The sequence below is a fragment of the Pseudomonas sp. RG1 genome, from assembly GCF_025910115.1.
Lineage (GTDB): Bacteria > Pseudomonadota > Gammaproteobacteria > Pseudomonadales > Pseudomonadaceae > Aquipseudomonas > Aquipseudomonas atacamensis.
Genome location: NZ_JAPCIK010000005.1, coordinates 1 through 19,952, shown reverse-complemented (window position 1 = coordinate 19,952; position 19,952 = coordinate 1). Strand labels below are relative to the sequence as shown.

Genomic DNA, 19,952 nt, shown 5'->3' with positions numbered 1-19,952 from the left:
CTCTTGCGCAGGGATCACGAATCAGCCTTTGAATTCGGCGCTGGCGTAGGCGGCGAGTTTGCCCTGGATAAAGTCGAGGAAACACTGAATGCGCAACGCCAGTTGCGAGTTGCGGTAGTACACGGCGTTGATCGGCTGGCGGTAGCCGCTGTTGAATTCGCCGAGCAGGACTTTCAGGCGCCCGGCACGGATGTCGTCGATGGTCATGAAGTGCGACAGGCAGGCAATGCCCTGCCCTTCCAGCGCCAAATGGCGCACGGTTTCGCCGCTGGAAGCGCTGATCGCCGGGCTGATCGGCCAGCGGTCGCCGTGCACATAGCGCAGCGGCCATTGGTTGAGGCCTTCGTTCTGGGTGAAGCCGAGCAACGTGTGTTCGCTCAAATCCGCCACTTGGCGTGGCGCGCCGTGCTTTTTCAAATAAGCGGGGCTGGCGACGATCATTAACGGACTGCAACCGAGCGAACGCGCATGCAGCGTCGAGTCGGCGAGGGTGCCGATGCGGATGGCGACGTCGGTGCTTTGTTCCAGCAGGTCAATGATCAGGTCATTGCTGTTGAGTTCGAGTTGGATGTCCGGGTACAGCTGCCGGAATTCGTCGATGTAGGGAACGATGGCGTGGAGCATGAACGGCGAGGCGGCGTTGATGCGCAGGCGTCCGGATGGGGTCTGCTGGCGCGAAGACAGGCGTTCTTCGAGTTGGTCCATCTGGTCGAGAATCAGCTTGGCCTGTTCGAAGAAATACTTGCCCTCCTCGGTCAGGTCCATGCGCCGCGTGGTGCGGTTGATCAGCGTGGTGTCGAGCTTGGCTTCGAGCTTCGACAGCGTGCGACTGACGGCCGACGGCGTCTGGCCGACCTGCTCGGCGGCGGCGGAAATCGAACCGCACTCGATCACGCAGACGAAAATCTGCAACTCATCGGATCTGGCTTTCACGGGTTCCCTCTTTGAAATCGCCAAGATCGCAGCCTGCGGCAGCTCCTACATTGGAATGCATTCCCCCTGTAGGAGCTGCCGAAGGCTGCGATCTTTTGCTGTGACCCCGATATTAGCCTGAAAGCCTCAAGCCTTGAGGCCAAACACCTCAGTCAGATGCTGCTCATAGCGCACCACATCATTGTCGATATTCGGACGCTTCATTACGTCGACGCAGAGAAAGGTCGGCAGTGCGGTCATGCCCAGAAACTCGTTAGCCTTGTGGAACGGGAAGTACACGGCGTCCACACCTTTGGCTTCGAAGAAATCAGTCGGGTCATCGAAGGCTTGCTGCGGCGCGTTCCAGGTCAGCGACAGCATGTATTGCTTGCCCTGAATCAGACCGCCGCTGCCGTACTTCTGCGAAGCATCGGAACGGGTGCGGCCGTCGCTGGCGTACAGGCTGCCGTGGCCTTCGGTGAAAACTTCGTCGATGTACTTTTTCACCGTCCACGGCGCGCCCATCCACCAGCCCGGCATCTGATAAATGATCACGTCGGCCCAGAGGAATTTCGCCACTTCTTCGGCAACGTCATAGCCCTCGTCGATAAACGTGGTCTTGACGTCGACACCGCCGCGATCGAGCACGCTCAGCGCGGTTTCGTGCAGGGTGGTGTTGTAGCGGCCATCGGAGTGGGCGAATTTTTTACCGCCATTGAGCAACAGCACTTTCTTCATCGGAAAACCTCGGCGCAGCCTTCAAGGCTGGATTGAAACAGGAATTGGAATGGCGGCAGATTAACCATCGATCTCGCGCGGAAACAGCCACATCGACGCAAAATACATTTGACCAAAACGCACGAATTGATCGCCAATTGTTGCCGTAGCATTCAGCGCTTTCTGCATTCGAGGAAGTTGTGATGAGTGAACGTCAGGGTTTCATCCTGCACGCCAAGACCCGCCCGGAAAAAGCCGCCGAATTCGAAGCGCTGTTCCGTGCTTACGTGGCGCCGAGCCGCGCCGAACCGGGCTGCATCGAGTACCACATGCTGCGCGACAAGGCAGATCCGACGCTGTTTATTTTCTACGAGATCTGGGCCAGCCAGGCGCATCTGGATGAGCACTCGGCATTGCCGCACATGAAAGCGTTCTTCGCCAAACGCATGGATTATCTGGAGCGTGATTTCGATACCCGCGCGATCGACATGCTCAGCGAATCCTCGGCTAACCGCTGATCAGCAAATGGGCGCCGAGCGCGCCCAGTCCGATAAAGAACACCCGCTTGAACAGCACCGCACTGATGCGCTGACGCAGCCACTGACCGAGCCACATGCCAAACATGGCCGGGATCAGCGCCAGCAGCGAGGCGCTCAATTCGCCACCGCCGAGTGCGCCGTGCCAGAGCAGCCCAGCGGCCAGCGCCAGGGTCGAGACGGTGAAGGACAGGCCGAGTGCCTGCACCAGTTCATCGCGGCTCAGCCCCAAAGCTTGCAAGTACGGCACCGCCGGAATCACGAAGACGCCGGTGGCGGAAGTGATGACGCCGGTGATCAGGCCACACAGCGGGCCGAGCCAGCGTTCATGACGCGGGTTGACGTGCAAAGTCGGCAGAAACAGTCCGCTCAATGCATACAGCAGCAGCGCCGCGCCAAGTCCGCGCACCACCCAATGGCCGCCGGATATGCCGATCCACAGGGTGCCGATGCCGGTGCCGAGGAAGATCAGCAGCAGCATGGGCCAGAGACGTTTGATCAAGCTTTTCAGGTGGCCACCGAAGGCCAGTTGCCAGAGGTTGGTCAGGGTCGCCGGAATGATCAACAGCGCGGCTGCCTGCGCCGGCGCCATAGCCAGACCGAGCAGGCCCATCGCGACGGTGGGCAGGCCGAGGCCGATCACGCCTTTGACCGTACCAGCGAGGAGGAAGGTGGCGATGACCAGAGCGGACAGGGTCAGGCCGAGGGTTTGGTAGAAGTCGGTCAGTGTGTGCATTGGGGTAATGTGCACTGATCCGGGCTGGGGGAAAATCTGCCATATACTGAGGCAGCCTCTTCCTGTGCAAGAGGCTGACATCGGCGTTGAGGCATCTGGCCTCTTCGCGAGCAGGCTCGCTCCCACACGGGATCTGCGCTGTACATAAGTCCCTGTGGGAGCGAGCCTGCTCGCGAAAGGGCCAGCCCAGCCACCGCGAAACCACAGGCAAACCCCATGCACTTCGACCTCACCGACCTGCGCCTCTACCTGCACATTCTCGACACCGGCAACATCACCGCCGGCGCCGCCCGCAGCCACTTGTCCCTCGCCGCCGCCAGCGCTCGAATCCGCGCGATGGAAGCCTCGCTGGGCGCTGAATTCCTCGAGCGCGGCCGCCGTGGCGTCACCCCGACGCCTGCCGGTAAAGCCCTCGCCCGCCATGCGCGCATTCTTTTGCAACAGGCCGAACGCATGCAGCAGGACCTTGCCGATTATGCGCAAGGCGTCAAAGGCCAGGTGCGGCTGTTGTGCAACACCACGGCGATCACCGAGTACCTGCCGGAAGTGCTCGCGGATTTCCTGCGCATCCATCCCAATCTCGACATCGATCTACAGGAACTGCCCAGCGCGCGGATCACCCATGCCTTGCGCGAAGGCGCAGCGGACTTGGGCATCGTCTCCGACGCGGTTGACACCAACGGCTTACAGACTCAGGCGTTCCGCGACGATCCGCTGGTGCTGATTCTGCCGCTCGATCACCCGTTGTCTGACGCCGCCGAGGTCAGTTTCAGCGACGCGTTGCAGCACGACTTTGTCGGATTGAGCGCCGACAGCGCATTGGCGATCTATCTGGAAGAACAGGCGCTGCACAGCGGCGCACGAATGCAGGTGCGCATTCGCGCCGATGGCTTTGATGGAGCGATGCGCATGGTCGCCCATGGCGCCGGCCTGACCATCGTGCCGTTGGCCGCTGTCGAACGCGCGAAGGTCGAATGCTTCAAATGTGTGGCGCTCAATGAACCGTGGGCGCGTCGCAGGTTATTGCTCTGCGCGAGAGACTTCGCCGCGCTGCCGGGTTATGCCCAGGCATTGTTACAAGCGCTCATCGCTGCGCGTTTCTGAGCACTCCGATGTCGACCCCAGACAACTGAGCGACATCCGGGCGCTATAGGGTGCGACTTCAATTCTCAAGTCCATCTGCCCGGAGTCCCCATGACCGCGACCGCCCCTATCACCGTTCTGCGCGACACCCACCCGCTGCCGGTACTCGACGCCTGCAAATGGGAAAAACTCGAAGGCGACCCGCACACCGTCAACCTCAACGCCTACACCAGCGAAGACGGCAGCAAGATCATGGGCACCTGGATCTGCACACCGGGCAAGTGGCGCGTCGATTATGTGAAGTGGGAGTACTGCCATTTCCAGGAAGGCTACTGCGTGATCACCCCGGACGGCATGGCGCCGATCCACCTGCGCGCCGGCGATATCTTCGTGGTTGAGCCGGGCATGAAGGGCACGTGGGAAGTGGTCGAGACCGTGCGCAAGTATTTCGTCTTCGCCTGATGCAAAAAAGCCGGGAAATCACCCGACGTGATTTCCCGGCAAATATCCCGGCGTTGCTAAAACCTGTGGCGAGGGGATTTATCCTCGCTCGACTGCGCAGCAGTCGCAAACCCTGAGCACTCGGTTTACCTGACACACTCCAGGGGGCTGCTGCGCAACCCAACGGGGATAAATCCCCTCGCCACAAAGGGCTGATCGCGATTACTGCGGCTTGCGATAGCTGTTGATGATCGCCGAGAAATCCTTCCCGCCGTCACCGCGCTGGCTCATCGCCTGATACAACTGCTGCGCCACCGCGCCGAGCACCACCGGCTGGTGCGCCTGCCGCGCCGCTTCGGTCGCCAGCCCCAAATCCTTCAGCATGAGTTCCGCGCCGAAACCACCGGTATAACCGCGCGAGGCCGGCGCCGTTTCGACGATGCCCGGCCACGGGTTGTACATCTCCGAACTCCAGCAACGGCCGGTCGAGCTGTTGATGATCCCGGCCAGCACGCCGGTGTCGATCCCCAGCGCATCGCCCAATGCCATCGCCTCACTGACGCCGACCATCGAAATCGCCAGCAGCAGGTTGTTGCAGATCTTGGCGATCTGGCCGGTGCCGACTTCACCGCAATGCACGATGTTGCGGCCCATTTGCGCCAGCACCGGTTGCAGGGTGGCGAACAGTTCCGGGGTAGCGCCGACCATGAAGGTCAGGGTCCCGGCGGTCGCGCCGCCAGTGCCGCCAGAGACCGGCGCATCGGCCATGGCCACGCCGTGTTTGGCGGCGGCCGCTGCAACGTCGCGGGCGGTCTGGGGGTCGATAGTGCTGCAATCCACCGCCGGCACGCCTTGGCGAATGCCGGCGAGCACGCCCTCCTCACCCAGCCAGACGCTGCGCACGTGCACAGCCGCCGGGAGCATGGTGATCACCAGTTCGGCATCTTCCGCCGCCTCGCGGGCCGAAGCGCGGATGGTGCCGCCCAGTTGCTCGAGTTCCGCCAGCACGGTTTTGTTCAGGTCGACCAGGTTCAACGAGTGGCCAGCCTTGATCAGGTTGCGCGCCATCGGCGCGCCCATGTTGCCCAGCCCGATAAATGCGATTTTCATGATCGAATCCTCAGCGCAGGTTGATGGTGGTGTTTACGCCGTCGTTGACGCTGTCGTCGTCGAACCAGCGCGCCGTGACCGTTTTGGTCTGCGTGTAGAACTGCACCACTTGCTTGCCGTACGGGCCGAGGTCGCCGAGTTTCGAACCGCGCGAGCCGGTGAAGCTGAAGAACGGTACCGGTACCGGAATCGGGATGTTGATGCCGACCTGCCCGACGTCGATTTCCGTCTGGAATTTGCGCGCCGCCGCGCCGCTCTGGGTGAACAGGCCAGTGCCGTTGCCGAACGGATTGGCGTTGACCAGCGCGATCGCCTGATCGAGGGTGTCGACTTCAAGCACCACCAGCACCGGGCCGAAGATTTCCTGGGTGTAGATCTGCATGTCGGTGGTCACCCCGGAGAACAGGGTCGGGCCGACAAAGTTGCCTTGCTCGTAGCCCGGCACGCTGATGTCGCGACCGTCGAGTTCAAGCTTGGCGCCTTCCTTGATGCCGCTTTCGATCAGTTCGAGAATCCGCGCCTTGGCCTTTTTCGAAATCACCGGACCGACATCGGTACCCGGCTCGCTGCCGGCGTTGACCTTGAGCTTCTGCGCCAGCGCTTTCAGATCCGGCAGCCATTGTTTCGCCGCACCGACCAGCACCACTACCGAAGTGGCCATGCAGCGTTGCCCGGCGGCACCGAAACCGGCACCGACCAAGGCATTCAGCGCTTGCTCGCGATTGGCGTCCGGCAGTACCACGGCGTGGTTTTTTGCGCCCATCATCGACTGCACGCGCTTGCCGTGTTTGCCGGCCAGGTCATAAACGTGGGTGCCGACAGCGGTCGAACCGACGAACGACACGGCTTTGATGTCCTTGTGCGTGCACAGACCATCGACCACATCCTTGCCGCCGTGAACCACGTTGAGCACGCCAGCAGGGACGCCCGCTTCGATCGCCAGCTCCACCAGCAACATGGTCGACAGCGGATCCTGCTCCGAAGGCTTCAGGACAAAGGTGTTACCGCAGGCGATCGCCATCGGGAACATCCACAGCGGAATCATCGCCGGGAAGTTGAACGGCGTGATGCCGGCGCACACGCCTATTGGCTGGCGCAGGGTGTAAGTGTCGACGCCGCCGGCGACGTTCTCGGCGAACTCGCCCATTTGCAGGGTGCCGATCGAGCACGCGTGCTCGACCACTTCCAGGCCACGGAAAATATCGCCTTCGGCATCAGCAATGGTCTTGCCCTGCTCGGCGCTGAGGATCACGGCGATGCGCTTGGAGTGCTCGCGGATCAGCGCTTGCAGCTTGAGCATGATGCGCATCCGCGCGCCGATCGGGGTCAGTTTCCAGGTCTGGAAGGCACGCTGGGCGGCGCTGACAGCGGCATCGACCTCAGCGGCGGTGGCGAACGGAACCTTGGCCAGCACTTGCTGGGTGGCCGGGTTGACGATGTCGTGCCACTCGGTGGTCTGCGACTCGACCCATTCGCCGTCGATCAGCAGTTTGACCTTTTGCAGCGTGGTGTCGTTGGGCGTAAGCGATGCGTTCATGCTGGTCTCCAGAACTTGTTTTTATCGTAGGAGCCAAGGCGAAAGGTTCGCCTTGAGATGAGGCGTGTGTCACGAATTGGTTGTCGGACTGTTTTTGGAGTATAGATGTGCAAACTTCTAATAAGAACGCACATATAAGCCCGACCATCATGCAAAAAAACATCACCTCGCTAGGCTCGCTGAACTGGGACGACCTGAAGTTTTTCCTTGAAGTCGCCCGCACTCGCAAGGCCAGCACCGCCGCCAAACGCCTGGCTGTCGACTACACCACGGTGTCGCGACGGATCAGCTCGCTGGAAGCGGCGCTGGGCACATTGCTGTTCGAAAAATCCCGCACCAGCGGCTTCGTCCTGACCACCGAAGGCCAGCGCTTGCTCGGTTATGCCGAGTCGATCGAAAGCACGTTGCACATGGCCTGCGAGCAAGTCTCGGGCTCGGGCGTTGCCCTGTCCGGACACGTGCGCATGGGCTGTACTGAAGGCTTCGGCAGCTTCTTCATCACCCCGCAGTTGAGCCACTTCGTCGACGCCTACCCGGCAATCTCGGTGGACATCCTGCCGCTGCCGCACTTCATCAGCCTGTCCAAGCGCGAGGCCGACATCGTCATCGCCCTCGAGCGGCCGGAGCACGGGCCGTACGTCTGCTGCAAACTCTGCGACTACCGCTTGCAGCTGTACGCAACCCAGGACTATCTGGACAAACACCCACCGATCCGCCGCCCGGCCGACTTGAGCAAGCATCAATTCATCAGTTATGTGGATGATCTGGCGTTCAGCTCGGAGCTGCTCTACCTGGCCAACGTGCTGCCCGGCGCCAGCGCAAACTTGCGCAGCACCAGCGTGATCGCGCAATACGTCGCCGCACAGCAGGGGCGCTCGCTGGCGATCCTGCCGTGCTTTCTCGCCGCGCAGGATCCGCGATTGTTGCCGGTGTTGCCGGAGGAAATCGACATCACCCGGCAGTTCTGGATGTACTGCCGGGAGGATTTGCGCAAGTTGAAGCGGATTACGTTGTTGTGGGATTACATTCGTGAGGTGACTGAGTGTAATCAGGCGTTGTTGATGGGTGAAACGCGGGAGATGCGCTTTGCCGATTAGTCGGCGCTGACCACGATCGACACCCGGCGATTTTCCGTACGCCCCGCTGCGGTGTCGTTGGAAGCCACCGGTTCGCTGCTGCCCAGGCCTTGCAGCTGGATGTTTTCCTGCTTCATGCCGACCGTGCCGAGGACGTTGGCAACGCTCTTGGCCCGGCGCAGCGACAGTTGCTGATTGTAGGTTTCCTTGCCGGACGCATCGGTGTGGCCATCGACGCGCACCCGCTCGATCCCCACGCCGAGCAGCGCCTTGCCGATGCGTTCGACGATTTCCGTGCTGGCTGCGTTCAGGCTTTCCACATCGCTGCCAAAAAGCACTTTGCCCGACAGGCCGAATTCCCAACCGTCGTCGGTCAATTCGAAACCCTGCTGTTTGAGCACGGCGACCTGCGCCGGTGTCAGGCCTTTCTGCGGGGCGGTCTGGCAACCGCTCAGGGTCAGCGCGGTGATCAGCAACAATGCGGAAAACAGTCGAAAGGGAAGTGTGAACACGGGCATCAGCTCCTGGTGTGAACGGAATCGACCGGGCGCTCCGACCCGGCGGTGAATTGCGCGCCACGCGACAGGCGCTTGGCCTGATACATCGCCGCGTCGGCTGCGTTGAGCAAGGCACCCGGCGTGGCGCCATGATCGGGATAGACGGCGATACCGATACTGAGCGAGGTCACTACACTGCTGTCGCCGGGCAGGGTGATCGGCATGTCCATGCTGGCGAGAATCTTGTCAGCGATGTGCTCAGCGTCTTCGACCGTGTGCAGTGGCGCAAGCAGCACGGCGAACTCGTCGCCGCCCAGCCGCGCGACCAGATCATCCTCGCGCAATTGCGCTCGCACGCGATTGGCGATGGCCACCAGCACGGCGTCGCCCGAGGCGTGGCCGAAGTTATCGTTGATGCCTTTGAAGCGGTCGCTGTCGAGAAACAGCACGGCGACCCGCTCATCGTGTTTTTTGCCGTTGCGCAAGGCGCGCATCAAGCGGCCTTCGAAAAACGCACGATTGGGCAAACCGGTGAGGCTGTCGTGGGTCGCTTGGTGAGCGAGAGTTTCGTTTTCGTTTTGCAGATGGGTTTGCCACGACTCGAGTTCGCCGAGCAAGGCATTGAAGTCGTTGCCCAGGTTATCCAGTTCAGCGATTTGCGCCGGCGGCACGCGCCGATCCAGCGCTCGTTCGCTACGGGCGGCGTGGGCGACGGCGGCGAGGCTGTGTAAAGGGCCGATGATCGCGCGCAACTGCCGCCGCGCCAGATAAAGCGCGACCCAGGCGCTGATCGCGGTGCAGAGCACAATCCCGGCCAGGCCGCTGAGCAGGAAGCGCATCAGGCTGCCGCCGTGACCGATGAGCAGGACCCGACCGATTTCGCGGTCCTGATGCTCGATCGGCAGGCTGACCGGTTTTTCCAGAAGAGCGCGGGTGATCTGCATTTCCAGCTCGGAGAACAAGCCGGTCTCGACGCGCTGCCATTGCGCGATCAATTGGCCTTGCGCGTCCAGCACTCGGGCATCTGCCACTTCCTCGGTGGAAGCGATGATCGCCAGCGCTTCGGTTGCCGCCGCTTTGTCATTGAACACGACGGCCGCTTCGACGGTGTAGCTGATCGAACGGGCGATCAAGTGCAGGTTGTGATCGGCATAGACCCGCAGCGCGAGCACGCCTAGCAAGGTCAGCGAAACACTGGCCATTGCCACCGCCACCAGCGCGACAATCAAATGCCCACGGCCGATGACCGAGCCAAGAGTGGGGCGAGCCTTCCAACTGAACAGCTTCATGGCGCTGCCGCTTTGCGACGGGACAACTGCAACACGCTGGGGTGTATGCGCACACCACTGCGAGCCACGGAGTCGAGATTGACCTCGAACGACACTTGCTCATCGCCAACGCGCAGGCAGAACAGACTGCCGACGGTGCATTGATCGTCTGCTTCGCTGATGCTCAGCACCGGGTGCCCGATCAACGATGCAAACAAACGACTGCGTTCATCGGCGGTGAGCTTGCCGATGTACACCGCATCGCATTCGCTGACGATGCCCGGGTTGTCCGCCAGCAGACGCCGCACAGCCACCGGCCGGCCCGTGGCTTGGGTGGTGCCTTTGACCAGGTCATCGGTGTATTCGGTGGGGCCGACGATGCACAGGCGCAACTGCGCCGGTTCCACCGGCCAGCGTGCATAGCTGAGAATGCCAAGCACCACTTGCGTGACCGCTTTGGCCCGTTGCTCGGCCGGCCCGGTTTGCGCTTGGGCGATGGCGCTGCCCGTGAACAACCAGAGCAAAACGATCAGCAATGCGTGCTGGCAGGCCACCACACGCTGTGTCGCCCAGACGGCCACCTTCATGGAGGGATTCTCTTGGAGCGTAACGAAATGATGCCGCAACGATAGCACAGCGCCAGAACACCAGCGAGGCGCCTGCCTCTGACCGGTTGGTCAGTATTCGTTGTCGGTCATTCAGCACTTCATCCCTGAGACTCGTTGCTCTCCTCCAGTTCCAGCATCAGCCCGCTCAGACGCTTGACCTTGCGCAGCACCGCCTCCTCAAACACACCGGCACGCGGCTCGATCAAGGTGAACCAGTGCCGGGCGCGAGTGATTCCGGTGTAGATCAGTTCCTTGGTCAGCACGGGGTTCAACGCATCCGGCAGGATCAGCGCCGTGTGGGCGAACTCCGAGCCCTGGGATTTGTGTACCGTCATGGCGTACACGGTTTCGACATCATTGAGCCGACTCGGCAACACGAAGCGCACGCCGCCCTGTCCATCGTTACGCGGGAAGGCCACGCGCAGAACGGTTTTGCCGATCTCTGCGCCTTCACGCTCGGGCAGTTTCAGGGCGATGCCGATGTCGCCGTTCATCAGGCCCAGACCATAGTCGTTACGAGTCATCAGCACCGGCCGACCTTCATACCACTGCTGATCGCTCTCGATCAGACGCGCCTTGAGCAACGCAGCGGTGATGCGCTGGTTCAGACCTTCAACGCCCCACGGCCCTTTGCGCACCGCGCACAGCAACTGGAACGTATCGAACGCCTGCAAGACTTCCCGCGCCCAATCGGTCCAGTCCGCATGCTCAAGAGGCCGCGTCGATGATGGACGCTGATCGCGCAGTACGCTCAGGTAATGGCGGTAACCTTGCGGGCCGTTGCCGTGACCTTCGAGCAAGAGGCGTTCGAGCTTCTGATCATGTTCGCCTTTGAGCGGCAGCGAATACACGTCGTCGTAGCTGCCGGCCGCGAGCAACTGTCGCGCCTCGTCGGCCAATTGCTGATTGACCCGGCGCGCTAGCTGACCGATGCCGCTGCCCTCGCCGAAGCGGCGCGAGTGCCGCAGCATCACCACTTGCTGCGCCAGCGGATGGGTGCCGTCGCGGTCCTCATGCAAACCGCTGCCCTGCAACGACTCGCCACTGACCGACTCCAGCCATTGCCGCGTCTGCGGGCTGTACCAACCGCCCTCGGCGTCACGGCACAGATCGCCCAACACCGCACCGGCCTCTACCGAGGCCAGTTGATCCTTGTCGCCCAGCAATACCAACCGCGCATGGGCCGGCATGGCGTCGAGGAGGTTGGCCATCATTTCCAGGTCGATCATCGAAGCTTCGTCGACCACCAGCACATCCAGCGGCAGGCGGTTGCCGGCATGGTGACGGAAATGCCGGGTGCCCGGTCGACTGCCGAGCAAACGATGCACGGTGGTCACATCGCTGGGGATCGCCGCGCGCACCGCTTCGGCGACTTGCAGCGATTGCACTTGCTGACTGATCGACTCGGTCAAGCGTGCAGCGGCCTTGCCGGTAGGTGCGGCCAGACGAATGCGCAGCGGATGGCCAGCCTCGACGGCCGGTGCCTGCAGCAACGCGAGCAAGCGCACCACCGTGGTGGTTTTCCCCGTGCCCGGGCCGCCAGTGATGATGCTGAAGGCGCTGCGCGTAGCGATGGCGCAGGCGAGTTTTTGCCAATCGATGACAGCTGCGGATTCCGCGCCGCCGAACAATTCGTTCAGACGCTGCGGCAGATCATCCGGCGTCGGCTCCTGCTGCATCAAGCGTTGGCGCAACGCTGCATCGATGCGGCGTTCGTAGGTCCAGTAGCGGCGCAGGTACAGGCGTTTCGAGGACAGCACCAATGGACGTGTCTGCGCTGTTTCACTCGGGTCAGCGGCCAGAGCCACCAATGGACTACTTGCCAGCACTTTGCACCAATGGGCTCCATCGAGCGTTTCGAGCAGTTGCGAGGGCAGCAACAACACACCGCCCTGCACATCGCCTTCGGGCGGCAATGACAGGGCAAAATCCGGCGCATTGAGGGTTTCGAACAAATCCAGACACACATGACCATGGCCGAGCTGGTGACTGGTCAACGCCGCCGCCAGCAGCACCAGCGGATCGGTCTCGGGCTCGAGTTCATGCAGGAACGCGACAAAGGCGCGGTCTAGCGCGCGCAGCCAGCCGCGCTCGACCCAACGGCTCAGCAACAACAGCAAATCATCGGCGCGGGTCAGCGGCGAGAGTTTCGACAGGCTGTCCGCTTCAAGCGGCGTCGGCAGCAGATCGGCGAATGTGCGGCTCATAGCAGGACTCCCTGTTCCCAGGCGGGCTCGGACTTGGGTTCGGGTTTGCCCTGGAACATACGGTCGAGGCGTTCGATCAATTCCCGTGGCGGACGCACGAAGTACACGCCACGACTTTCGGCACGCGTACCGCGCAGAAACAGATACAGCGCCCCGCCGACATGGCGCTCGTAATCGTAATCCGCCAGCCGTGCCTTCAACTGGCGATGCAATGCCAGCAGATACAGCACGTATTGCAGGTCATAACGGTTGTCGAGGATCGACTGCTCCATTGCCTGCACCGTGTATGCCTGATCATCCACGCCGAGCCAATTGGATTTGTAATCGGCAACGTAATAGCGGCCAGCGTGCTCGAAGGTCAGGTCGATAAAGCCCTTGAACATGCCGTTGAGTTGCACCGGTTCTGCCGCAACACGAGCGACGCCATTGTGGGTGTGCTGGCGCACCTGTTCATCGAGCTTGAGCACGTCGACTTTGTGGCTGGCGAACCAGAACTCCATCTCGACGCGGTATTGCTTCAGTTGCTCAAGAACCACCGGCGGTTGCCCGCCAGCGATCGGCAACGGCGACTTGAGCAAATGCTGCAGCCAGTCCGTCAGCGTGGTGATCCAGCCTTGCCAGCCGCGCAAGTTGCAGCGCCGGGCAATCGCGTCTTCCAGCGCTTCGCGCGTAACCGCAAAGCCTTCAGCACCCGCCCATTCGAGCAAGCCATGTAAAAACGTGCCCGGGTTAGGGCCACGCGGGAAGCGGTGGATATCGGCGCCACCACTGCTGATTTCATGTGGCGCGTCGGGATCGAGGCGCTCGTCGTCGAAGAGCTTTTGTGCCTGCGGACTGTCCGGTGCTTCATCGCTGCCGATGCTCATTATGTCGCTGATGCGCAAAGCGCTGTAGGAAGCGATCCACCAGTTTTCGCTGGCTTTGCGCTTGGGCCGTAGCGTGGCTCGCAGGACTGCTTCATTGCGCGGCGGCTGGTAATGCTCGTCAGTGGGCTGAGGCATTTCGCCGATGCCTATCGCCGCGCAGTCTTGCTGCAGATCCCGCAGCCAGCGATTCAATTCGGTGGACTCGCCCAAAGCGGCGCCGCCACCCAGCAAGTAACCCAACGCCGACAGGTGCAGCACAGAGCTGTTGTTATTGCCGCGTTTCAGGTCAGTGACGCCCAGCCAGCAGGCATGCTGTGCACGGGTCAACGCGACATACAGCAGCCGCAAATCTTCGGCGAGTCGTTCGTCATCCGCTTGGGTAATCAGCTCGGCGGTCGGCTTGAGGCTGATCTGCGCCTTGCCCGCAGCGTCGTGGTAATGCAGCGGCAAGCGGCTGCCATCCACCGGTTTCGCCGAGCAAATGAATGGCAGGAACACCAGCGGATATTCCAGACCCTTGGATTTGTGGATGGTCACCACTTTAACCAGTTGCTCGTCGCTTTCCAGACGCAGAATCTGCTCTTCACCGGCCTGACCGGACAGTGCCAGCAGCTCGGCCAGATGGCGGATCAATGCTTGCTCGCCGTCCAGTTCAGCAGCGGCTTGCTGCATCAGCTCCGAGAGGTGCAAAAGGTTGGTCAGCACGCGCTCGCCGTCACTGCGCTGCATCAGGGTCTGCGGCAAATGGAAATCGTGAAGCAGGCGGCGCAACATCGGCAGCACGCCCTGTTTGCGCCAGAGCTCGCGATAGCCGCGGAACTGCATGACCCGGGCTTCCCAGACCATTTCATCCTGGTTCAGGCGCTCCAGCTCGATCAGCGGCAGGTTCAGGGTGGTGCAGGCCAGCGCAGCCTTGAGCGAGCGTTCGACATCGGGTTCGGCGCAAGCCTTCAGCCAGGCCAGAAGGTCGTGCGCCTCTTGGGCGGCGAACACCGAATCCTTGTCCGAGAGATAAACACTGCGCACCCCTCTGGCGGCGAGTTCGGCGCGTACGGCCTGGGCCTCTTTACCGTCACGGACGAGGATCGCGATGTCCGAAGGACGCAGACCTCTGAAGTCATCTTCCTGAACGAAACCAGCACTGCCGGTCTGCCCGCCATTGAGCAGTGCGGTGATTTCACTGGCGCAGGCGGCGGCCATTTGCTGGCGATACACCGCGCCGGACAACGGCTGATCGCCAGACAATAGCCAGACATTCAGTGCCGCGACGTCTTGCCCGGCAATCCGCAGCGTTTCCTTGCGCCCCTGAGACTCGACCGGGAGGAACGGTACCGGGTTCTCGCCATTTCTTTCGCGAAACAAAAACGCGCCGCGTCCCTGCTCTCGGGACTCGGCGCGTTCGAATACGTGATTGACCGCTGTCACCATGCCGTGGCTGGAGCGGAAGTTGGTGCCTAGTGTATGCAAACGGCCGGTAGTGGCCTGACGTGCGCGCAGATAGGTGTAGATGTCGGCACCACGGAAGGCATAGATCGCCTGCTTGGGGTCGCCGATCAGGAACAGGCCGGTGTCAGGGTGATTGTCTTCGATGCGGTAGATGCTTTCGAAGATGCGGTATTGCACCGGATCGGTGTCCTGGAATTCGTCGATCAGCGCGACCGGGAACTGCTCGCGGATCAGCGTTGCCAGACGCTCGCCGCCCTCCGATTGCAGCGCGGCATCCAGACGCAACAGCATGTCGTCGAATCCCATTTCTGCGCGGCGACGCTTCTCTTCTTCGAAGCGTGCACCGACCCACTTGGCAGCGTGTTGCAGAACAGCGGCATCGGGCGTCGGCAATGCGTCGAGGCTCGACTTGAGTGCGGACATGGCGTCGAGCCCCGGATGACTCGGGGCCTGGCCTTTCCAGGCCTCGGCCATACCTTCGGGTGTCAGACGGGTGAAGCCGGTGCCAATGTCCAGTTGCTCAAGCGCCTCGTCTTCGGCCCAGGTCTTGAGTTTCTCGAACCAGGGTTCGAAATAACGCGCCTGCATTTTGCGGCCATCGACGGTTTTGCTGGCGACGCCTTCATGGCAGAGAGCAAGCAGCTCGTCTGCCCAGTCACGCCAAGGCATTTTCAGTTCGACCAACGCCGCTCGCCGCTCCAGCAAACACTCCTCGATCAGCTCCGCAGGCGCCTTGCCTTCATCGGTGTCACGCTCGCTGGCAAACAAGCCGCGCACCCGAGGCAACAACAAGGCGGGGCCACCCCAATTGCTGCGCACCCAGTTCAGCGCATCGCCCTGCATCGGGTAGCAGAACAGTCGCCAGTAATCGCGCAACACTTCGCCAAGCAGATCGCTGTGATCGGTTTCCAGGGATTGCGTGAACAGGCTGCCGCTGTCGAACGCATGCTCGCGCAGCATGCGCTGACACCAGCTGTGAATGGTCGAGACGGCGGCTTCGTCCATCCACTGCGCGGCGATATCGAGGCGGTTGGCACAGCCTGGCCATTGTTGCGGATCGAACTGATCGCGCAACTCGGCAATCAGTCCGTCCGGGGCAACAATTTCGTCGCGGAAGAACCGCGCGGCCTCAGCCAAGCGTGTCCGAATGCGTTCACGCAGCTCTTTGGTGGCAGCATCGGTAAACGTCACTACGAGGATCTGCGGCGGCAGCAGTTCGCGTGCGAAACCGCTTCTCTCGCCGCCATGACCGAGAATCAGCCGCAGATAAAGTGCCGAGATCGTAAAGGTTTTACCGGTGCCGGCGCTTGCTTCGATCAACTGGCTGCCGCGCAACGGGAAGGCCAGAGCCAACGGTGTTTTGGTACTCATGCGCGCGCACCTTCGCTGGACAAGGAACGCCACGGCGCTTCGAATAATGGGCGGTACAACGCGTCGCACCAGCCGGTGAAGGTTTCGTCTGCCAACAGTGCATCGAAATCGGGATATTGCCGGAGCAGTGCCGGGCTTTCACGCCGCTCGCCGTTGCTGGTCTGGCCGTCACCGTCATAGGCTTTTCGCGCAGCGGCTTCGGCTTTGACCGGGTCAGTTTGAGACAACCAGGCGAACGCGGTTTTTATCGCAATCGGCAAGGGTTGGCGCATGCCGGATTGCCACGCAAGAAGCAGGTCACCGAGCAAACGCAACGCTCGGTCTCGCTCCATTGGCTCCAGCAACAACGTGTCGTCACTGGCGACCAATGCCGTGGTCAGCGCATGCTCGCTGGCGCAGGCGACCAGATGGGTAACCCACGATTTGGTCAGCCGATGCCACTTGCGAGTTTTGATCGAGCCGATGCTGTTGGGAATGGTCGTGACCGACAGCAGACCGCCATCGGCGCGTTGATGCAGGTTTGCGAGCCAGCCCTCCAGCCGCAAACCTTGCAGGTCGAGACTGACCGGGATCGCGCTGGTCAATGGCGTCGGCCATAACGTCAGCAACTGTTGATAACGCTGCAGAAGATCCGGTAGCGGTTCGATCAGTTCATGCTGTAGGCATTCGCCAAAACCGGCCATAGGCAGCAGACCACTGTTTTGCAGGCGCAGCGCCCGGGCTTGCAGCGCCTGATCGATATTGTCCGGCTGGCTGAGTGCGGCTTCCAGCAAGCTGTCGCTGAGCGTGTAGCGCTGCAGCGCGTCCAGCACAAAAGGTTCTTCATCGGCCAGCGGTGCTTGCGCGGCCTCGAAATACACCTTTAGGCGTTGAGTGAAAAAATGCCGAACCGGGTTCCGCAGAAAGTCCTGCAGCAATGCCAGCGTCAGCGGTTCCTCTTGAACATATGGCGCGAGTAAGGGTGCTTCACTTTGCTGCGCTTTCTCTTGATGCAACACCTGCCACTCGCTGGCGTAGCTGAACAGTTGCTCGCCTTCGTGGAAATAGCGGGCGCTGAAAGGTTGCAGGGGATGTTCTTCGGTCAGCGCGTCTAACAGATCCTGGCTTGGGTCGATTGAACGCCAGCCGCTGGCGAGGTGATCGCGCAACTGGCCGATGAGCACCGAGGCAGGTCGTTCGCTGTTGTCACGGATGCTGCGACCGACCCAACTGATATAGAGCTGAGAGCGTGCGGACAACAGCGCTTCGAGTAACAGGTAGCGATCGTCTTCACGTCGTGAGCGGTCGCCAGGTCGGTAATCGCTGCCCATCAGATCGAAGTCCAGCGGCGGCTGCGCGCGCGGATAATCGCCGTCGTTCATGCCCAGCAGACATACCAGTTTGAAAGGAATGGCACGCATCGGCATCAAGGTGCAGAAATTCACCGCACCGGCGAGGAATCGTTGCGACAAACGGCCCTGATCCAGCCCGGCGAGCCAGGCTTCGCGCACGACAGTCAGCGGCAGTTCGTCAGTCAGCCCGACCGCCTCGCAGGTCTCGAGCCAGGTTTCGCGAAGCTCTTCCAGTTGGGTCAGCAGGTAGTCGTCGTGCTCGTTGCTCGCCTGAAAGAACACTTGCATCAGCGCCTGCAAGCGCAGCCCCCACTCTTTTGGTTGAGCCGGTTGCGTAAGTTGCTGGTGAGCGATTTCCAGGGCATCCAGCAGGGCCACCAATGGCCCGATGAGGGCAGCATCCAGCCCACCAATTTCGTCGTAAGGCTCGATACCTGCACATGCGTCGGCACTGCCGACGGCGTAGCCCAGCAGCATTCGGCGCAGGCCGAAATGCCAGCTGTTCTGCTCCAGTTGCTCCGGCAATCCGAGACCGGCCCGTTGCTCGGCACTCATGCCCCAACGCACACCGGCGCCTTCGATCCAGCGGTGCAGAGTTGGCAGGTCGCGTTCTTCTACGCCAAAGCGAGCACGCAGGGCCGGGACATCGAGCAGGTCGAGGATCTCACTGACCGGGAAACGGCTGTCCGGCAATTTGAGCAAATGTTCTACCGCGATTAGCAACGGATCACGTCCACGCTGGCCCTGGTCCGCCAAAGTGAAAGGAATGAAGCGCGGGTCAAATCGATCGAGCTGACCGAAAACCGCGCGGATATGCGGTGCATAGCTGTCGATATCCGGGACCATGACGATTACGTCGCGGGGGCGCAAGTCCGGGTCGGCGCTGAAACGCGCCAGCAGTTGATCGTGCAGGATCTCGACTTCACGCTGGGCGCTGTGGGCGATGTGAAAACGTATTGAATGGTCTTGGGTTGAATCGACCGCTGGCCAGAGTTCGCGTGTCTCGTTGAGGGGGCGTAACTCCAGAATGTCATCCTGCAGCTGGTTAAGCATGTTGCGGGGCTGGGCTTCGCTGAACAGGTCGATGCGTCCGTCACGAAAGGCTGCGCGGTAGCTGTTGGGATCGTCGTAGCTATCGAGCAGGTTGATATAGTCGCGACCTTGCTTGCCCCAAGCGGCCAGCAACGGATGTGCGTGCTGATGCAGGGTCTCGGCATCAAGTACAACTGGCATCCCGCTTTTGCGTTGTTGGCGCTTGTATTGATGCCGCAGCAGATCCTTGTCGGCGACGATATCGGCCCAGTGATGGCGACAGGGGTTGTGTACGCAAAGCAGAACCTGACTGAAGCGCGCCAGACCGGCGAGCGCTTCAAGTACCTGCGCGGGTAGCGAAGAAATACCAAAAACAATCACACGCGGTGGCAGTGAAGCCGGAGCCTCATCAAGGGTGTTGATGCGCTCCATGAAACGTTGATGGACGCCGGCACGACTCTGCGCCATGCCTTGTTCGCCGACGTCATCCAGCAGCGCTCGCCACAACTCGGCCTGCCAGCAACTGGTCGGTGGCAGAGGTTTGATTTCACCTCGCACATTGCGCAGTTGGTGGCGGCCTTCCGCCCAATCTTCCAGCCAGTCGGCCCGGTAGACCTGATATTGGTCAAACAGGTCGGCCAGACGCTCTGACAATTGATAGCGCTTGCGCAGATCGCTGTCGTGGGTAAGGAAGCGTTGCAGCGGCTCGAAATGGGCGCGATCGATTACCTGTGGCAAGAGGCGCATCAGGCGCCAGGTCAGCGGGGCTTTGTCGAGCAGGGATTTAGCCGGAATTTCTTCTCGTCCCAATACCATGCGATAGAGCTGCCACATGAAACTGCCGGGTAGTTGCACGTCAATCGCCGCAGCGATTCCGCAACCGCCAAGGTCGTCGTCTTCGGGATCCTCGGCCAATGCCAGTTTGAGCCATTGGGCGATGCCGTTGCTTTGTACCAAAGCGATTTCGTTCTCCAAGGGTGCGAGTGGATAGCGCCGCATGATGCTGACCACAAGGCTGCGCAGCTCATCGAGACTGTTGCTCTGAACCACCATGAATGCAGCGTTGAGGGACTGGGCGTCCGACATATGGATTCCTTGGAAAATCGCTAAAGCCGAGGCAGAACCTTAGCATTGTCGGCCGGCTGTGACAGCCGGACGAGGTCTGCGAAGGCTGTAAG

Annotated in this window: 15 protein-coding genes; 4 read left to right on the top strand and 11 right to left on the bottom strand. The window is 61.4% G+C overall.

Annotated elements, in window-relative coordinates; translation table 11 throughout:
* Window positions 1-21 precede the first annotated feature (21 nt).
* Window positions 22-933 carry a LysR family transcriptional regulator gene (locus tag OK411_RS04580; protein WP_122610788.1) on the bottom strand — a complete coding sequence of 304 codons (912 nt, stop codon included), beginning with the start codon at window positions 931-933 and terminating at the stop codon, window positions 22-24.
* Between the two features lie 126 nt (window positions 934-1,059).
* A complete protein-coding gene (locus tag OK411_RS04575) occupies window positions 1,060-1,650 on the bottom strand; it encodes an NAD(P)H-dependent oxidoreductase (protein WP_016771795.1) in 591 nt (196 codons plus the stop codon).
* Window positions 1,651-1,832: 182 nt separating this feature from the next.
* On the opposite strand from OK411_RS04575, the gene OK411_RS04570 reads away from it, so the two are divergent.
* Window positions 1,833-2,147, top strand: a complete 315-nt coding sequence (locus tag OK411_RS04570; RefSeq protein WP_264364497.1) for a putative quinol monooxygenase — start codon at window positions 1,833-1,835, stop codon at window positions 2,145-2,147.
* Here the strand turns inward: OK411_RS04570 and OK411_RS04565 are convergent.
* Entirely contained in the window at window positions 2,137-2,901 is a 765-nt protein-coding gene (locus OK411_RS04565) for a sulfite exporter TauE/SafE family protein (protein ID WP_264364496.1), read from the bottom strand. The genes OK411_RS04570 and OK411_RS04565 overlap by 11 nt on opposite strands.
* A gap of 216 nt (window positions 2,902-3,117) precedes the next feature.
* On the opposite strand from OK411_RS04565, the gene OK411_RS04560 reads away from it, so the two are divergent.
* The gene (locus OK411_RS04560; RefSeq protein WP_264364495.1) at window positions 3,118-4,005 is read left to right on the top strand and encodes a LysR family transcriptional regulator; all 888 of its coding nucleotides are present in this window, start codon (window positions 3,118-3,120) and stop codon (window positions 4,003-4,005) included.
* A 90-nt stretch (window positions 4,006-4,095) separates the two neighbouring features.
* Window positions 4,096-4,446, top strand: coding sequence for a cupin domain-containing protein (locus tag OK411_RS04555; protein WP_016770579.1), 351 nt, complete (start codon window positions 4,096-4,098; stop codon window positions 4,444-4,446).
* A 201-nt stretch (window positions 4,447-4,647) separates the two neighbouring features.
* On the opposite strand, the gene mmsB is transcribed toward OK411_RS04555, so the two are convergent.
* On the bottom strand, window positions 4,648-5,535 hold the full coding sequence (mmsB, locus tag OK411_RS04550; protein WP_016770578.1) for a 3-hydroxyisobutyrate dehydrogenase: 888 nt from the start codon (window positions 5,533-5,535) through the stop codon (window positions 4,648-4,650).
* A 10-nt stretch (window positions 5,536-5,545) separates the two neighbouring features.
* The gene (locus OK411_RS04545) at window positions 5,546-7,072 is read right to left on the bottom strand and encodes a CoA-acylating methylmalonate-semialdehyde dehydrogenase (protein ID WP_136491893.1); all 1,527 of its coding nucleotides are present in this window, start codon (window positions 7,070-7,072) and stop codon (window positions 5,546-5,548) included.
* A gap of 149 nt (window positions 7,073-7,221) precedes the next feature.
* Here OK411_RS04545 and OK411_RS04540 point away from each other — a divergent pair, with 149 nt between their 5' ends.
* Window positions 7,222-8,169: a LysR family transcriptional regulator gene (locus OK411_RS04540; protein ID WP_125917982.1), complete on the top strand. Its 948-nt coding sequence runs from the start codon at window positions 7,222-7,224 to the stop codon at window positions 8,167-8,169.
* On the opposite strand, the gene OK411_RS04535 is transcribed toward OK411_RS04540, so the two are convergent.
* The 6 genes from OK411_RS04535 to recC form a co-directional block, all read right to left on the bottom strand.
* Window positions 8,166-8,666 (bottom strand): OmpA family protein, encoded by a 501-nt coding sequence (locus OK411_RS04535; protein ID WP_177421632.1) that lies wholly within the window; start codon window positions 8,664-8,666, stop codon window positions 8,166-8,168. The two genes, OK411_RS04540 and OK411_RS04535, sit on opposite strands and share 4 nt — an antisense overlap.
* Complete coding sequence (locus OK411_RS04530; protein ID WP_136491891.1) at window positions 8,666-9,934, bottom strand: diguanylate cyclase domain-containing protein; 1,269 nt, start codon at window positions 9,932-9,934, stop codon at window positions 8,666-8,668. The genes OK411_RS04535 and OK411_RS04530 overlap by 1 nt, the downstream gene beginning before the upstream one ends.
* Entirely contained in the window at window positions 9,931-10,500 is a 570-nt protein-coding gene (locus OK411_RS04525) for a YfiR family protein (RefSeq protein WP_024011482.1), read from the bottom strand. The genes OK411_RS04530 and OK411_RS04525 overlap by 4 nt, the downstream gene beginning before the upstream one ends.
* Window positions 10,501-10,619: 119 nt before the next feature.
* Window positions 10,620-12,728, bottom strand: coding sequence for an exodeoxyribonuclease V subunit alpha (recD, locus tag OK411_RS04520; protein ID WP_136491890.1), 2,109 nt, complete (start codon window positions 12,726-12,728; stop codon window positions 10,620-10,622).
* Window positions 12,725-16,411 (bottom strand): exodeoxyribonuclease V subunit beta, encoded by a 3,687-nt coding sequence (gene recB, locus OK411_RS04515; RefSeq protein WP_136491889.1) that lies wholly within the window; start codon window positions 16,409-16,411, stop codon window positions 12,725-12,727. The genes recD and recB overlap by 4 nt, the downstream gene beginning before the upstream one ends.
* Window positions 16,408-19,860: an exodeoxyribonuclease V subunit gamma gene (gene recC, locus OK411_RS04510; protein WP_264364494.1), complete on the bottom strand. Its 3,453-nt coding sequence runs from the start codon at window positions 19,858-19,860 to the stop codon at window positions 16,408-16,410. The genes recB and recC overlap by 4 nt, the downstream gene beginning before the upstream one ends.
* Window positions 19,861-19,952 lie beyond the last annotated feature (92 nt).

Bases quoted from the DNA above. Each gene is read 5' to 3' on its own strand.
- OK411_RS04575 (WP_016771795.1), bottom strand. From the start codon at position 1,650: ATGAAGAAAGTGCTGTTGCTCAATGGCGGTAAAAAATTCGCCCACTCC.
- OK411_RS04570 (WP_264364497.1), top strand. From the start codon at position 1,833: ATGAGTGAACGTCAGGGTTTCATCCTGCACGCCAAGACCCGCCCGGAA.
- OK411_RS04565 (WP_264364496.1), bottom strand. From the start codon at position 2,901: ATGCACACACTGACCGACTTCTACCAAACCCTCGGCCTGACCCTGTCC.
- OK411_RS04560 (WP_264364495.1), top strand. From the start codon at position 3,118: ATGCACTTCGACCTCACCGACCTGCGCCTCTACCTGCACATTCTCGAC.
- OK411_RS04555 (WP_016770579.1), top strand. From the start codon at position 4,096: ATGACCGCGACCGCCCCTATCACCGTTCTGCGCGACACCCACCCGCTG.
- mmsB (WP_016770578.1), bottom strand. From the start codon at position 5,535: ATGAAAATCGCATTTATCGGGCTGGGCAACATGGGCGCGCCGATGGCG.
- OK411_RS04545 (WP_136491893.1), bottom strand. From the start codon at position 7,072: ATGAACGCATCGCTTACGCCCAACGACACCACGCTGCAAAAGGTCAAA.
- OK411_RS04540 (WP_125917982.1), top strand. From the start codon at position 7,222: ATGCAAAAAAACATCACCTCGCTAGGCTCGCTGAACTGGGACGACCTG.
- OK411_RS04535 (WP_177421632.1), bottom strand. From the start codon at position 8,666: ATGCCCGTGTTCACACTTCCCTTTCGACTGTTTTCCGCATTGTTGCTG.
- OK411_RS04530 (WP_136491891.1), bottom strand. From the start codon at position 9,934: ATGAAGCTGTTCAGTTGGAAGGCTCGCCCCACTCTTGGCTCGGTCATC.
- OK411_RS04525 (WP_024011482.1), bottom strand. From the start codon at position 10,500: ATGAAGGTGGCCGTCTGGGCGACACAGCGTGTGGTGGCCTGCCAGCAC.
- recD (WP_136491890.1), bottom strand. From the start codon at position 12,728: ATGAGCCGCACATTCGCCGATCTGCTGCCGACGCCGCTTGAAGCGGAC.
- recB (WP_136491889.1), bottom strand. From the start codon at position 16,411: ATGAGTACCAAAACACCGTTGGCTCTGGCCTTCCCGTTGCGCGGCAGC.
- recC (WP_264364494.1), bottom strand. From the start codon at position 19,860: ATGTCGGACGCCCAGTCCCTCAACGCTGCATTCATGGTGGTTCAGAGC.